We start from the raw sequence: 15,394 nt of genomic DNA on the forward strand, positions 1-15,394 counted from the left end.
ATGGAATTAAAAAGAGTCGTAGTAACAGGTCTTGGCGCCATTACTCCTATTGGCAACAATGTTCCCGATTTCTGGGAAAATCTTGTGAACGGAGTTAGCGGAGCAGGACCTATTACACATTTCGATCCAACGCTATTCAAGACTCAGTTCGCATGCGAAGTCAAGGGCTTCGATGTGACCAAGTATCTCGAACGCAAAGAGGCAAGAAAAATGGACCTGTACACTCAGTACGCCGTTGCTGTTGCCAATGAAGCTGTTACAGACTCTGGGCTTGATTTGGAAAACGAAGATTTAAACAGAATCGGCGTCATTTTTGGTGCCGGTATTGGCGGTATTAGTACATTTGAAGAGGAAATTGCACAGTATTATACGAATAAGGAAAAAGGACCACGGTTTAATCCGTTCTTTATTCCTAAAATGATTTCGGATATTGCTGCCGGGCAAATCTCTATTATGTATGGCTTTCACGGGCCGAACTACGCTACGTGTTCTGCTTGTGCAACCTCAACCAATGCCATTGCCGACGCATTTAACCTAATTCGCTTAGGTAAAGCAAACGTAATTGTAAGTGGAGGTGCCGAAGCTGCTATTACTCCTGGTGGAGTGGGTGGTTTCAACGCTATGCATGCTCTGTCAACTCGTAATGATGACCCACAAGGTGCTTCTCGCCCATTCAGCGCATCCCGCGATGGATTTGTGATGGGAGAAGGCGGCGGTTGCCTCATTCTGGAAGAATTGGAACATGCTAAAGCACGTGGTGCTAAAATTTATGCAGAAGTAGCCGGAGCAGGGTTATCTGCCGATGCTTATCACCTGACTGCTTCTCACCCTGATGGGCTTGGGGCTAAGTTAGTGATGCGTAACGCATTGGAAGATGCTGAGATGAAACCTGAAGATATTGATTATATCAATGTACACGGTACATCTACACCTGTAGGAGACATCTCTGAAGCAAAAGCTATTAAAGAAGTCTTTGGTGAACATGCGTTTAAGCTGAACATTAGTTCTACAAAATCCATGACGGGACATCTGTTGGGTGCTGCTGGTGCGGTAGAATCCATAGCAAGTATTCTTGCCATCAAAAACGGCATTGTACCTCCGACTATCAACTACACTGAAGGTGATAATGACGAGAACATTGACTACAACCTTAACCTCACGTTCAACAAAGCTCAAAAACGTGAAGTTAAAGCTGCCCTCTCAAATACATTTGGATTTGGAGGCCATAATGCATGTGCCATTTTCAAGAAATACGCAGAATAACGTCGTGTTACGTAATAAAATAGATGAGATAAGGCTCCTGTTCCGCAAGGACAGAGAGTCTTATCTTTGTTTTTATCGAATACTTGGCTTCTATCCTCGTGACATCCGAATTTACGAACAAGCACTCCTGCACAAATCAACCTCTCTGCGCACTGAAAAAGGAAGGCCAATAAACAATGAACGATTGGAATTTTTAGGCGACGCTATTCTCGACGCTATCGTTGCTGATATTGTTTACTTGCACTTCGATGGCAAGAAAGAGGGCTTTCTTACCAATACACGTTCTAAAATTGTGCAACGCGAAACGTTGAACAAACTGGCTGTGGAAATTGGACTAGACAAACTGATAAAGTCTGCTGCACGATCTTCATCTCACAATAGCTATATGTACGGCAATGCTTTCGAAGCGTTCATCGGAGCCATCTATATAGACCGTGGCTACAAACGTTGTAAAGCATTTGTGGAAGAAAAAATCATTACTCCCTACATCGATCTCGACAAGCTATCGCGTAAAGAAGTCAACTTCAAATCGAAGCTGATAGAATGGAGCCAAAAAAACAGGATGGAGGTTTCATTTGAACTCATCGAACAGTTTCTGGATCAAGAATCAAATCCGGTATTCCAGACGGAAGTGCTTATAGAGCAGGTATCAGCAGGAACAGGAACAGGATATTCTAAAAAAGAATCGCAACAGAATGCGGCTCAAATGGCTTTAAAGAAGATTAAAAGTAACCCTGATTTTTTAGCAAGTATTGAAGAAGCCAAGGCTCTTTTGAAGGCAGTAGCCGAAGAAGAAATTCCTGTAGAGGAAGTTCCAGAACAAGAAGCGCAAGAAGAACAGACCAAAGAAGGCCTCGAAATAGGCAGCAGTACAGAAGAAGAGATTAAAGAAATCCCATCAAAAGAAGAGACTTCCTCCACCTTAACCGAAGCAGACCCCCATTCGCCTACCCTGAACAACTAAATCGTGATCTTCAGTCACTGAATTCAATTTCCCTGCCACTTCCTCCAAAGGAATAGAGGTAATATCATCTCCCACCAACGCAATCATACGGCCAAATTGTCCATTGGCTATCAGCTCTGTGGCATGTCCACCCATACGAGTAGACAGGTTACGATCAAAAGGCGTGGGCGAACCGCCTCGTTGAATATATCCCAAAACCGTTTCGCGCGTCTCAAGTCCGGTTTCAGTTTCAATCTGTTGCGCAATGTATTCCGCTGCACGTCTGCTTCCATCTGTTTGTATTCCTTCGGCCACCACCACGATAGAATAAGACTTCCCTCGTTTTATGCGGTTCATTATGGTTTCGGATACCGCGCTCATTTGATAAGGAATTTCCGGAAGGAGAATCACATCTCCCCCACCGGCCATGCCCGAATAAAGAGCAATCCATCCGGCCTTATGTCCCATCACCTCAATCACCATCACCCGTTTATGAGAACTAGCAGTAGAGTGCAGCCGGTCTATTGCATCTGTAGCGATGCTTACGGCAGAATCGAAACCGAAAGAGAAGTCGGTACCCCAAATATCGTTATCGATGGTCTTGGGCACAGATACAATGTTCACTCCCATAGCAGCAAATTTGGCCGCTGTCTTCTGCGTACCGTTCCCGCCGATGCACACAATACAGTCCAATCCCAAATTCTTAATATTTTGCTTTATGAGTTCAGGTTTATTTACATCTGAAGTTGCTATTGTCTTCTTAAAAGGTTTTTCTCGAGAAGTGCCAAGCACCGTCCCACCCTGATTGAGCAAACCGGACAAAGAATTGTCTGTAAAGTTTTCGACATCTATGTCCAACAATCCCTGAAAGCCACTATGTATACCAACGACTTCCATACCATAATGATTAATGGCTGTTTTGCACACACCACGAATTGTGGCATTGATGCCCGGACAGTCCCCCCCTGCAGTTAATATACCTATTCTCATATAGTTTTAACGATATTTTCGGGGTAAAGATAGAAAAAAAAGATAAATAAGCTTACTTTTGTACGATCAAACGTTATTTTACAACCAATAATGAATAGTACCAAAATCATAAGTAAACTTTTTAATTCACGTTTAAAAGAAATAGACCTATTTGCAACGCAGGCGGGAGAGATACAACACAATGTATTAGATCGTTTACTCATACAAGCGGCCAACACTGAATGGGGAAGAAAATATGACTACAAGACGATCTTAAACTATGACGATTTTAAGAAGCGCCTCCCCATACAGACTTATGATGATGTTAAGCCTTACGTGGAACGACTGCGTGCAGGAGAGAAGAATCTTATTTGGCCATCAGAGATACGTTGGTTTGCGAAGTCATCGGGAACCACCAATGATAAAAGCAAATTTCTTCCGGTTAGCAAGGAAGCGCTGAAGGACATTCACTATAAAGGAGGTGCAGATGCTATGGCTTTGTACTTTAGGATGAACCCCAATAGCCGATTCTTCTCAGGAAAAGGATTGATATTGGGAGGAAGCCATAGTCCTAACCTGAACTCAAACCATAGTTTAGTGGGCGATTTATCGGCTATATTAATACAAAACGTTAATCCGCTAGTTAACTTAATTCGCGTACCAGGCAAGAAGATTGCACTGATGAACGAATGGGAAAGCAAAATAGAAGCAATAGCCAGCAGCACGATACACACCAATGTAACGAATCTATCGGGGGTTCCTTCTTGGTTTTTGGTGCTAATAAAGCGCATACTAGAGAAGACTGGAAAACAGACACTGGAAGAGGTGTGGCCTAACTTGGAAGTATTCTTCCACGGTGGCGTCAGCTTCACTCCCTATCGTGATCAGTACGCACAGGTGATTCATTCCGACAAAATGCACTATGTAGAGACTTACAATGCCTCCGAAGGGTATTTTGGAACTCAAAATGATCTTTCGGATCCGGCTATGTTGCTGATGATCGATTATGGTATCTTTTACGAATTCATCCCATTGGAGGAAGTAGGCAAAGAAGATCCAAAAGTATATAGTCTCGAAGAAGTGGAACTTAATAAAAACTATGCATTGGTCATCTCTACTTCGTGTGGACTCTGGAGATATATGATTGGCGATACGGTTAAATTCACCAGTGATCGTCCTTATAAGTTTATCATCACAGGGCGCACCAAGCACTTCATCAATGCCTTTGGCGAAGAATTGATTATTGACAATGCGGAGAAGGGCTTAGCCAAAGCTTGTGCCGACACAGGAGCACAAGTGTGCGAGTATTCTGCCGCGCCTGTTTTCATGGACAAGAATGCTAAATGTCGCCACCAATGGGTGATAGAATTTGCTAAGATGCCCGATTCGGTAGAACATTTTGCTTCTGTACTCGATAAGACATTAAAGGAAGTGAACTCCGATTACGAGGCTAAACGCTGGAAAGACATCGCCCTACAACCGTTAGAGGTGATCCCCGCACGCAAAGGACTGTTTCATGATTGGCTCAAAGAAAAAGGAAAGCTGGGGGGCCAGCACAAAGTTCCTCGTTTGAGCAATCACCGACAGTATATTGAAGAAATGATCTCACTAAACCAAGCTTAATAAAATTTACGCTATTTACGCTGTGAGAAGTCCTTGAAACCGATTCACAGACGATGAAAGAATGAAAGAAAACCTCATCCCTACAAAAATTGTTATTGTACTAATGCAGCACCCTGTACTGGGAGCATTGCTAGTACCCTACACTGCCGAGATAAAGAAAGATAGTACCATCCGCCTCATTGAGCAAGCTTTTCATGCATCGCATGCTGTGATAGCCAAAATGAACGAGGCAGAGCGAAAGTCCATCGAAATAGCCAATCATTATGCAGAAAAGTATCTGATGAAAATCTACTCGAAAGAGAAGAACAGCAGTGATTTTCTACGTAAATTAACTGAGAAGACACTTAAAGAAGTTGTGCGGCCCTACATTGAAAAGAAGTTGCTCGAAATGGTGGAGCTTATCCAGACTCAGAAGCTTCCGCTTTATGAGAAGCAGAGCGGAACCAATCTGATGTATGATCACAACATTTATCTGGCAACTCCTCATCCTACAGAAACGGCCTTTCGTTTCACTGCCACCGATGAATTATTTAGCTACGCTATACAGTGTAGTCGTGAAGGCAAAGCTGTTTCATTGCAAGATAAAAAGCCGGTAATCGTGCTGACTTCCTCACCGGCCTCAATGCTGATGGGAAAAGAATTGCATGTGTTTAAAGGGATCGAATCAGCACGCATACTCCCTTTTACTCACAAGTCATCGGTTAGTGTGAACGCATCGTTCACCGCTAAGTATATGGAAAAGATCGTTGTGCCTGCTATCAGACATCATGAGGTTGTCTCATCGGGCTTAAACATTATTGAAGAAACAAGAAAATGCGAAGCAATCCTCACGATAGACGAAAGCGCTTATGCAGAAAAAGCATTGCTACTGACATTCAGTTACGGCGATAAGATATTCTCTCCCAATTCATCAACTTCTCCAAAGGTTGTTTGGTTCTGCGAAGAAGAGAAAGCTATTCATTACTTCAAACGAGATCTGGAGTACGAAGAAGAAACGATCCACTTACTCGTCGAGTCGGGACTGAGACAAGTTAACGACGGACATTTTGCCTTGCAACAGACGGAACCGATAAAACTATTGCCCGAATGGATTGCAGGTAGCAAGGAGATGCTCTCCACACGCTTCAAGTTAGTAAATGCAAGAACAAATGCTGACTATTACCTAAGTGACATGCGCATAGAGCAGACGTATACAGACGAGCACGACTGGTTTGAACTCCATATCACCGTGATCATTGGCGACCTGCGAATTCCTTTTATCCGTTTTAAAAAGCATATCCTCGAAGGAATCAAAGAATATATTTTACCCGACGGACAGATAGTCATCCTGCCCGAAGAATGGTTTAGCAAGTATAGCGACTTGTTCGAAATGGGTGAAGAGAAGGAAAAAGCAATTCGATTGAACAGACCGTTTATCGGCATACTTCAGTCGATCATCTCTTCAAACAAAGAAGAGAAAGTGCATATCTATCAACCTAAGCAGATAGTAGAAACGCCCAAACACTTCAACGCAAAATTGCGTCGTTATCAGCAAGAAGGCTTATCATGGATGGTACATTTATCTGAGCATGGCTTTAACGGTTGCCTAGCCGATGATATGGGTTTGGGTAAAACCATACAAACACTTGCTTTGTTACAATACAGATACAACAAGGTGGACTCTCAACCTGCTGATGACAAGAAGTCATCGGCACCTGTTGCAGATGGAAGTGCGCAATCATCGCCCTTCGCCCCACCTTTGAGGAAGAAAAGACCTGCCTCGCTCATCGTAGTGCCTACTTCATTGTTGCACAATTGGAGAAAAGAGGTCGCTCGCTTCACCAATCTATCGGTATACGAATATGCGGGTGGCAATCAAAAACAGCCTAATCCGGCGAAAACGTTCAAGCAGCATCAAATCATCCTCACTAGCTACGGCATCATGAGGAACAATATTCAAACGTTGAGCCAATATCCATTCGAATACATTGTGCTGGACGAAAGTCAGAACATCAAAAACGGAGATTCTCTTACCTCACAGGCTGCTTTTCAGTTAAGAGGGAAACAAAGGTTGGTACTTACGGGCACACCCATCGAGAACTCTCTGAAAGATTTGTGGTCACAATTTCATTTCCTGCAGCCGGAACTATTGGGTACGGAGATCGAATTCAATAAGCATTTCACACTTCCAATCCGCCAAGGAGATGCACAAGTGGAACAACGATTAAGACGTGTCATCGAACCGTTCATTCTGCGTCGTAGCAAATACGAGGTAGCACCGGAATTGCCTTCGCTCACCGAAGAGATTCTTTATTGCAGCATGTCGGATAAGCAACACACCATATACGAAAAAGAAAAGAACAGCTTACGAAATACTTTGCTCGAAATTAAGGCCAATGAGAGTAAGCACCAGAATCTTACCATACTGAACGGCATCATGAAGCTACGTCAATTGGCTTGCCATCCTCAGATGGTTTTGGATGATTTCGTTGAAGATTCGGGCAAATTGGAAGAGATCGTCAATACCTTTGAAACCCTTCAAAGCGAGGGACACAAAGTACTCATCTTCTCCTCTTTCGTGAAGCATCTGGAGTTGATAGGCGAAGCTTTCGAGAAACGTGGATGGCCGTATGCCATGCTTACAGGCACGACTGTGAAACGGGAAGAAGAGATCGATCGCTTTTCGGAGGATGATAATATCCGGGCTTTCCTCATCTCTCTAAAAGCGGGAGGTGTAGGCCTCAACCTAACGCAGGCTGACTATATCTTCATCGTCGACCCATGGTGGAATCCGGCAGCAGAGATGCAGGCTGTCAGTCGTGCTCACCGCATCGGACAGAAAAAGCAAGTCATGGCCTACCGCTTCATCACTCAAGGTAGCATCGAAGAGAAGATTGTGCAACTACAAGAAGAAAAGAAAAAACTGGCTGAGGCATTCATTACGGACAACAATCCATTGGAAACACTCACGGACAGTGAATGGGAAAAACTATTGGAATAACAAAAAAGAGAGCAAAGCACTTGACTTTTGTTGTGTAAAGTAGTATATTTGTCAGTGTAATCATAAAGTAGTTTGAAATTAAAATACGGTAAAAGGAAGAAGTTTCGACTTCTTCCTTTTTTTATGCACCAACCGTCCGATAGGCCAAATAAGGGTTACATTTCTCCAAAGTAACGGTTGCACTTACCCAAAAGGACGGTTTAGTTGAATCATCTGCACAGCTCTCTTTGGTCGAAAGAAGGCTTCTCTTCACCAAAATGCTTATATGTTACCCGAATAACACCTAAACAGATTCCAAAAACGCCTAGATGTTTTGGAAGAACCCAAGTAGTGTTAAGAATCAATAATCTTGCTATTGACAAGAATGAGCTCAACAGCATCTCAAACAGTCAACAATTGAGTCAGTAAGAAGAACTTCCAAAAGAAGAAAATCATAAAAATCAAAACAGTTTCTTAACTATTTATTATAACTTTGTAATTCCAAAAAAAAATAAATCAAAGCGTTATGGAGCACCAACTGACTATTTACAACACTCTAGATAGAAAAAAGGAACAGTTTGTTCCTCTGCATTCACCCCACGTAGGCATGTATGTGTGCGGACCAACTGTTTACGGAGATGCCCATTTGGGACATGCCCGACCGGCTATCACTTTCGACTTGCTCTTTCGTTACCTCACTCACTTGGGATATAAAGTGCGCTATGTGCGCAATATCACCGATGTAGGGCACTTGGAACATGATGCCGATGAGGGTGAAGACAAGATAGCCAAAAAGGCTCGGTTGGAACAGTTAGAGCCAATGGAGGTGGTGCAATTTTACGTCAACCGCTATCATCACGCTATGGAGGCACTCAATGTGTTGCCACCAAGCATCGAACCGCATGCATCCGGACACATCATCGAACAGATTCAGCTCGTGAAAGAGATTCTCGATAACGGATATGCTTACGAAAGCAAGGGTTCGGTCTATTTTGACGTGCCCAAATACAATAAAGACCATCACTACGGCAAACTTTCCGGTCGCAACATAGACGATTTGCTCAACACCACCCGTGAACTTGACGGGCAAGAAGAGAAACACAATTCGGCCGACTTCGCCTTATGGAAGTGCGCGCAACCGGAACATATCATGCGTTGGCCTTCTCCGTGGAGCGATGGTTTCCCCGGCTGGCACTGCGAATGTACTGCCATGGGACGGAAATACTTAGGTGATCACTTCGATATTCACGGTGGAGGTATGGACCTTGTGTTCCCTCACCACGAATGCGAGATAGCACAGTCCGTTGCCTCACAAGGAGATGACATGGTGCACTACTGGATGCACAACAACATGATCACCGTGAACGGCACCAAGATGGGAAAATCTTTGGGTAATTTCATCACACTCGATGAATTCTTTGCCGGCTCGCACGCTATGCTAACGCAAGCTTACAGTCCGATGACGATACGTTTCTTCATTCTTCAGGCACACTATCGCAGCACAGTCGACTTCAGCAATGAAGCCCTGCAAGCTTCTGAAAAGGGATTGCAAAGATTGATGGAGGCCGTTGACGGATTGGATAAAATAAAAACCTCTGCTTCTTCGGACGTTGATGTAAAGAGCATCCGCACCAAATGTTACGAGGCGATGAACGATGATCTGAACTCACCGATCGTCATCTCTCACCTGTTCGATGGTGCCAAGATCATCAACAACATTCTGGCCGGAAACAACACCATCTCCGAAGCAGACCTGGAAGAACTCAAAGCGGTATTCCACCTCTTCCTGTTCGACATTCTGGGATTGAAAGAAGAAGTTGGATCTTCCGACGGACGTGAAGTCGCCTATGGACGAGTAGTGGACATGCTGTTGGAACAGCGCATGAAAGCCAAGGCCAACAAAGATTGGGCTACTTCAGATCAGATCAGGAATGAACTGACAGCACTAGGCTTTGAGATTAAAGATACAAAAGACGGTCGATGCGAATGGAGGTTAAACAAATAATACCTCCAAATTTTATTTAGTTTGGTATGATAGAGGTGAGCGGGTGCCTATTGCCGCTAACGCTACGCAAGAAGGCTTTTGCCGAACCAAAGTTCAGATATAAATCGAGGCGCACAGGAAGGTGGTTCTTATCATCAGTGACATAAAAAGTAATCACCTCCTTTTCCGACCCTTTTTTATATTCAACTAAAGAGAATACCAAACAACGATAAGTAGTATCATTCTCCGCAGTAAAACTCTTCTTTCCCCGATAGATTAGCGTTTGCTCCTCTACTTTACGTCCGGTGGTCATAGGAAACTTAATACGTTGCCCTACCTTATAATCTGCAGGATCATACGAGCGGGCTTGCGCCAGAATACTAAGCATATCATAAATACATCGGCTATCATTATAATCCGATGTTGTAACCTTTCCGTCGCGATGCGTTCTTTTTTGCTTCACATAACACACCCCATCGTGATAAGAAAAGCGAGCCTCATCAATGGTATATCTCTTACCCTCTTCAGCAGCTTTTTTAAAATAATAAGGTTGAAGTTCATCACCAATGACACATGTAACCGTATCTCTCATTTTAAAGAAGAAATCGGCCTTTTTACTGCCTATTGCAAGCATGTTCATCCGATAGGAAGGTTTGCCATGGTAGGTCGTTGCATTGGTACTAAGACTAGCAAATCCAGCTTTTGTCCAGATAAACTTCCAATTAAAAAACAAGTCGTACATCACAAGTTCACCCGATTTGAAAGCATCATTTTTTGTTTCGCACTGCGCCTTTACCGGAAGAGTAAAAACAAAAGTAGCCACGATCAATAGTAGCATTAATCCAAGGCTCTTACCTCCTTTGGCTATTCTTGTTATTTTTGCTATTCTTCTTTTTCTTATCTTCATCAGGTTTTTGTTTTTTTAGTTCGTCTAGTTTTTGTTTATCTAAAGGCTTAGCATTTACATTCCAATCCTGTTCTATCTCCCAAAGAGCTTTCAAATCAAGTATTTGCGTATAGTAATAAACCTTCTCAGGTTGACGTTTCTCTGCATAATTGCCTGTATCCCAAACTCCGTTATCGTTTATATCCTCCACAAGGCGGGCGCAATATTTTCCTGGGTTAAGGTAGTAGAAATCAGCCTTCCCATCAACAACAGAAGCTTTCAGCACTACTTTGTCCTGTGCATCGAGCAGTTCAACAAACGCAGTAGTATCTACCCCACTTACATTGAAGAAGATTGCACCATATTCATCAAGTGAGCGCACCTTGAAAGCCTGTTTTAGTTTATCGCTATGCAACCCATAGAGACCATGGAAAGCCATGGAGTCGACAGTCAACTCATAATCCATATTTGGCTCCCAATTACACAACAGGTTATACTTGCGCAGCTCAAGCGAGTCTTCTTCAAACACAAACGGAACATCTTTCCACAAAGAGTCCACCTTCTGCTTCAAATGAATAGCCTCACTATTATATTCGCTTATAGGTTTCTCAAAGACAAAGCTTATATTATCATAAACATTCATGGGCGACGGAACATGAGGCGTCATTGCCAAGAATATTGTTGGCTCGGGATCGTTCTCATGCCCTTTCTTCTTCTTCTTGGGCTGCTGTTCTTTAGCTCCACCCTTTACCTTTTTCACAACCAAGTTGAGTGTATCCGTGCGGGGAACTAATTGATCCAACGTATCTGTATAAAGATAACTCAAGCTCATGCTTAATGTATCTTGTTTATAGATCAAAGAGTCTTTCACCCAGTAGTGAAGCGTATCATTACGCGAAGTTTTTTCAATAATAAAAGCATTCTTTTCATTGAAATTCAGTCCTTTAATGGTAGGCAACGTATCGGCTCTATCAGCAAAGTAAAGAGAGAACTTCTCAGGAGATAATCGCTCATTCTTCTGTAGGTACTGCGAATGTCTCTCTTCCAGAAAAGAGCGAAGTACTACATCGTCGGGCAAGTAATGAGTGTACTTGCGCTCCACGATAGTATCTACCGTGAGAGAATCTACCCAAGTGGTATCTTGACGTAAACGTTCTTGAAAAGAAGGGATGACGAGTGAATCGTTAAAAGCCAGTTCCTCACTCTTCTGCGAGAAAGCAAAATTCTGATCGGCATCCTGCAAAGCATAAATACGATACTTACCCGGTGCTATTCCCCGAATAGAGAAATGCCCGCGACTATCCGTTCTGGCCACACGGTCAAAAGGATTCTTCACGAACGCAGAATCGTTTAAATTGGAATGCAAACCAACCAAAATACCTTTTACCGGTTCCAAATTAGATGCTTCAAGTACAGTTCCGGAAACCATCATCGTATCGATCACCGCGCCTGTTGAGAATGTAAAGGCAAAATTACCCAACGGATTTCCTTCGTTATTATCTACTATCGCATCGGAGAAATCAATGGTATAAGTCGTGTTCGCTCTTAAAGAATCAAGTAAATTCACCGAGACCTTTTTACCGGTAGTTTTAATCTCAGGTTGTTGCACCTGCGGAGGCGAAACCACCACTTTTTCATTGGCCTTCTCAAGCTTGATAAATTCATCAAACTCAATGACTACTTTACCTTTCTTATTGTTATGAGCACCAGCAACAGGAGAGCTACCGATCACTCGCGGTGGAGTTGTGTCAATTGGGCCTCCTTCGGGATGTCCTACATTGGCACAAGAATAGAATGCAGCGACCAAAGACGTTACTGCCAATGCGGTGTAGATAAACCGCTTAGTGTTATGATACTTTCCGTTTAACATGGTACAAAAATAGGTGTTATCAGTCAATTAACGTTCTCTTTTACACTTATTTATCAAAAATAAAGGCAAACGACTACGCTATTCAAGAGAGTTGATTACAAAACGAACTCAAGACTATCTTCTATTACAAATTTACGATTTCTTCTCTGCATTAGAAGTTGTTTACTCAAACCGAAGCAGCCCAAAGAATTCGGGAAGATGAAAATTCGGCTTAGGTGCTTTGATTACATTCCACGAAAGATAATGCGGAGTGTTGAGTTCATCACCGCACTTATAGAAGTTAGCTCTTATCTCTTTCCCGTCCAGAGAAATTATCTGGTGTTTATAGAATGCACTGTAGGGTATCACCAAAGCTACTTCCCAGCTACACTCACCAATGCGTTCTTCAAAAGGTTGGCGTCCAAGACTCGACCAACGCAGAACCTTATCCATCACCACTTGAGGGGCTCGTTCGCGATTACTACGCTCAGGCCCTGCTCCCAAAAGAATGGTACCTATACAGTTGCACTCAAGGTTGTAATACACACCATCATCGCCTGGAATAACAAAAAATTCTACGCAAGCATCCGTCCACACTGATCCGTTATCCTCTCCGTATCGAGCACGAACGCTTGCCTCCTTTACCCGAAAATTCAGTAAAATAGCCTCTTCTGTATGAGCTATGCGGAAAGTAACCTGAGGACGATAAGAGAAAGCCTGCCAATTCACCTCATCTATCTTTTGAAAAGGGATTTGTTGTTCATCCAGCAGAGTCGGAATAGTAATAGCATCCAAGCTAGTGGCATGTATATTCTTTACGAGTAATTCTTTCATTTGATTTTCTGTTTTATGTGAACACAAGAGCATAAAAAGACAAAAAGGCAGTCCCACCAAGATGAAAGACCGCCTTATGATTTGCAAGGAAACATGCATGTGTGTCAATTCTTTAAGGATGTATTTCTTGAAATGCTTTGTTCTCTTCCTGCACCTGTTGAATCGTTGCTTTCAACTCAGCTATTGGCAGATCGAAACTATACCAAGCAGTGTAGCAATCGGTTACGAACCAATTACCGTCAATGAGATCGAACACCACGCGCAAGTCCACCTCCGACTCATCATATCCGGCTTCGAACTCTTTGTGAGTAGGTTGATCAACAACAAACTTCGACACATATACGCCACCCTCTTCTTGAGTGATGCGTTCTTCCTTAAGCGTTTCTCCGTCAAGTAAAGGCCATTTCTCTTTAGTAAAAGGAAAAGTTTTTTCACTGTTTCCATCATCAGACATGAGGGTAACAGGTGTTTTCAACGGAAATTTCACACGAGTATACTGAAAGGCAGCACTTGACGTGAATTTAGCTAAAAAGGATTGAAAGTCACTATCAGCTTGGTCAGCAGGTTTACTTTCTTTATTCAGTGAGTCTTTAGAAGAAGTGTTTCCACAAGAAATCAAGCAGCCTCCCACCATTGAGGCAATCATTAATAAACAGAGCACAAATCTTTTTGCATTCATAGCGTTTAAACGTTTAATTGTTGGAGCTCGAAATTCAGCGGGCAAATATAATATATCTTCTTAACATTACATCCAAAAAGGATGACTTATTTATGCTTGAGATACTCATATCCAAAACGGCAACGAAGACAGTTCTTTTTATCACAATATTCTTTCTGAAGTTGCAGCAAGGCTTGTGAGTCTGCAGCAGTATTTACCGATAGCCCGGCACCCTCCCACAAACGAGTTACATAATTATTTTCAGCCTTCAACTCCTCTAAATAATTTCCGGCACGGAGGCAAAGAGAATCATCGCTTCTATGAAGGCCATAAGCGTAAAGAAAGGGAACAACCGTATTAATAATCAGTAGGTTAAGCGAACCGTCGCCAAGGCTCTTCACTCTGTGTGGAGATGATTTGCCAAAGATGAAATGTTCTTCCCAATAATCGGAGGTACGGGTAGAGAGGAGTTCCTTAACCTCTTTAATACTATCAGCCTCAAGTATTTGGGAAAGCAAGCCACCACTTCGATGATACAGGTAGGCCAACTGTGCTATGCGGACATGAGGAAAATTGCCTGGTCGAAGCCGCAAAAAGCGCCACAAAGAGGCACCCATCTGAGTTAATTCAAACTTATGTTTTAGATAAAGATATTCCTTCTGAAGCTTTTGATAGTACGCATCCTCTTCAACACTCTCATCAAGCAATCCTGCCTGTCCAAAGAATATCGCTTCTATTTGAAACAGATCATCACGGTGCTTATCGACTGCACGCAAAGAGAGCATCTTGGCCCATGTCTCAAAAGCGTCTCCATTGAGCCCGAAGCCAAAGTTACGTGAGAGGGTGATAAAAAAGGTATCTTCCCAATGATGGTCTGCCTGCTGCAAACGCTGGAATATTAAGTTCGTTTTCTGCTCAAAGCGTTCCGATTGCAATGCTGTGAGCCACGAATGAATGGTAAGTTTGGGGAGCAAAGAAAGGATGGAGTAACATGGACGACAACTCTCGGCCTGGCTAAGTTCCTCATAATGAGTACGCACATTTTCAGGACAATCGAGTTGCAGTTGAGGGATAGGTTCTCCATCGGGTCGGTGTACATCACAATCGACCCCGGCAGCTACATGTAGAATCACAGAATCGTAAGCTCTATCTTTGTCATGACCATGCCGAAACCAGTCTGACGAAACCTCATGAATTTCGACATTACCTACCCACAATGTGCCTCCAATCTTTAGCTTAGCATTAAAGAAGTCGGGCCCTGCATTGGTGTTCGCCAATCCGGGATCAATCACTTCGAGCAGCAGTCCAGATGTTGTTTTAAGTTCCTTGAGTGGAAATATTTTATGTTTCCAGACGTAATGTAGTAGTTGTTCCATTGTTAACAGGGCGTTAATGTGGCACAAAAGTAATAACTTACCATCAAAAT

Annotated in this window: 11 protein-coding genes; 5 read left to right on the forward strand and 6 right to left on the reverse strand. The window is 43.0% G+C overall.

Annotation, left to right across the window (positions count from 1 at the left end; all coding sequences use genetic code 11):
- Both fabF and rnc read left to right on the forward strand, forming a co-directional pair.
- Positions 1–1,263, forward strand: a complete 1,263-nt coding sequence (gene fabF, locus BQ5338_RS14385) for a beta-ketoacyl-ACP synthase II (RefSeq protein WP_071147493.1) — start codon at positions 1–3, stop codon at positions 1,261–1,263.
- Positions 1,229–2,227, forward strand: a complete 999-nt coding sequence (gene rnc, locus BQ5338_RS14390) for a ribonuclease III (RefSeq protein WP_205409956.1) — start codon at positions 1,229–1,231, stop codon at positions 2,225–2,227. Before fabF ends, rnc begins: the two co-directional genes overlap by 35 nt.
- On the opposite strand, the gene BQ5338_RS14395 is transcribed toward rnc, so the two are convergent.
- Positions 2,186–3,196: an ATP-dependent 6-phosphofructokinase gene (locus BQ5338_RS14395; RefSeq protein ID WP_071147494.1), complete on the reverse strand. Its 1,011-nt coding sequence runs from the start codon at positions 3,194–3,196 to the stop codon at positions 2,186–2,188. The genes rnc and BQ5338_RS14395 overlap by 42 nt on opposite strands.
- Positions 3,197–3,286: 90 nt before the next feature.
- On the opposite strand from BQ5338_RS14395, the gene BQ5338_RS14400 reads away from it, so the two are divergent.
- From BQ5338_RS14400 to cysS, 3 genes are all read left to right on the forward strand, one after another.
- On the forward strand, positions 3,287–4,798 hold the full coding sequence (locus BQ5338_RS14400) for a GH3 auxin-responsive promoter family protein (protein ID WP_071147495.1): 1,512 nt from the start codon (positions 3,287–3,289) through the stop codon (positions 4,796–4,798).
- A 61-nt stretch (positions 4,799–4,859) separates the two neighbouring features.
- Positions 4,860–7,778 (forward strand): DEAD/DEAH box helicase, encoded by a 2,919-nt coding sequence (locus tag BQ5338_RS14405; protein WP_071147496.1) that lies wholly within the window; start codon positions 4,860–4,862, stop codon positions 7,776–7,778.
- Positions 7,779–8,283: 505 nt separating this feature from the next.
- Positions 8,284–9,762, forward strand: coding sequence for a cysteine--tRNA ligase (gene cysS, locus BQ5338_RS14410; RefSeq protein ID WP_071147497.1), 1,479 nt, complete (start codon positions 8,284–8,286; stop codon positions 9,760–9,762).
- A gap of 16 nt (positions 9,763–9,778) precedes the next feature.
- On the opposite strand, the gene BQ5338_RS14415 is transcribed toward cysS, so the two are convergent.
- The 5 genes from BQ5338_RS14415 to BQ5338_RS14435 all read right to left on the reverse strand — a co-directional run bounded on the left by BQ5338_RS14415 (position 9,779) and on the right by BQ5338_RS14435 (position 15,344).
- Positions 9,779–10,579 (reverse strand): DUF3108 domain-containing protein, encoded by an 801-nt coding sequence (locus BQ5338_RS14415; RefSeq protein ID WP_394331139.1) that lies wholly within the window; start codon positions 10,577–10,579, stop codon positions 9,779–9,781.
- A gap of 13 nt (positions 10,580–10,592) precedes the next feature.
- Positions 10,593–12,497: an Ig-like domain-containing protein gene (locus BQ5338_RS14420; protein ID WP_071147499.1), complete on the reverse strand. Its 1,905-nt coding sequence runs from the start codon at positions 12,495–12,497 to the stop codon at positions 10,593–10,595.
- A gap of 162 nt (positions 12,498–12,659) precedes the next feature.
- The gene (locus BQ5338_RS14425) at positions 12,660–13,343 is read right to left on the reverse strand and encodes a carbohydrate-binding family 9-like protein (protein WP_139265262.1); all 684 of its coding nucleotides are present in this window, start codon (positions 13,341–13,343) and stop codon (positions 12,660–12,662) included.
- A gap of 79 nt (positions 13,344–13,422) precedes the next feature.
- The gene (locus tag BQ5338_RS14430) at positions 13,423–13,989 is read right to left on the reverse strand and encodes a DUF4348 domain-containing protein (RefSeq protein WP_071147905.1); all 567 of its coding nucleotides are present in this window, start codon (positions 13,987–13,989) and stop codon (positions 13,423–13,425) included.
- Positions 13,990–14,075: 86 nt separating this feature from the next.
- The gene (locus BQ5338_RS14435) at positions 14,076–15,344 is read right to left on the reverse strand and encodes a DUF2851 family protein (protein ID WP_071147500.1); all 1,269 of its coding nucleotides are present in this window, start codon (positions 15,342–15,344) and stop codon (positions 14,076–14,078) included.
- Positions 15,345–15,394 lie beyond the last annotated feature (50 nt).

The organism is Bacteroides ihuae (assembly GCF_900104585.1).
GTDB lineage: Bacteria > Bacteroidota > Bacteroidia > Bacteroidales > Bacteroidaceae > Bacteroides > Bacteroides ihuae.

Excerpts from the sequence above, each read along its gene's own strand:
- fabF (WP_071147493.1), top strand. The coding sequence starts at position 1 with ATGGAATTAAAAAGAGTCGTAGTAACAGGTCTTGGCGCCATTACTCCT.
- rnc (WP_205409956.1), top strand. The coding sequence starts at position 1,229 with ATGCATGTGCCATTTTCAAGAAATACGCAGAATAACGTCGTGTTACGT.
- BQ5338_RS14395 (WP_071147494.1), bottom strand. The coding sequence starts at position 3,196 with ATGAGAATAGGTATATTAACTGCAGGGGGGGACTGTCCGGGCATCAAT.
- BQ5338_RS14400 (WP_071147495.1), top strand. The coding sequence starts at position 3,287 with ATGAATAGTACCAAAATCATAAGTAAACTTTTTAATTCACGTTTAAAA.
- BQ5338_RS14405 (WP_071147496.1), top strand. The coding sequence starts at position 4,860 with ATGAAAGAAAACCTCATCCCTACAAAAATTGTTATTGTACTAATGCAG.
- cysS (WP_071147497.1), top strand. The coding sequence starts at position 8,284 with ATGGAGCACCAACTGACTATTTACAACACTCTAGATAGAAAAAAGGAA.
- BQ5338_RS14415 (WP_394331139.1), bottom strand. The coding sequence starts at position 10,579 with ATGCTACTATTGATCGTGGCTACTTTTGTTTTTACTCTTCCGGTAAAG.
- BQ5338_RS14420 (WP_071147499.1), bottom strand. The coding sequence starts at position 12,497 with ATGTTAAACGGAAAGTATCATAACACTAAGCGGTTTATCTACACCGCA.
- BQ5338_RS14425 (WP_139265262.1), bottom strand. The coding sequence starts at position 13,343 with ATGCTCTTGTGTTCACATAAAACAGAAAATCAAATGAAAGAATTACTC.
- BQ5338_RS14430 (WP_071147905.1), bottom strand. The coding sequence starts at position 13,989 with ATGAATGCAAAAAGATTTGTGCTCTGTTTATTAATGATTGCCTCAATG.
- BQ5338_RS14435 (WP_071147500.1), bottom strand. The coding sequence starts at position 15,344 with ATGGAACAACTACTACATTACGTCTGGAAACATAAAATATTTCCACTC.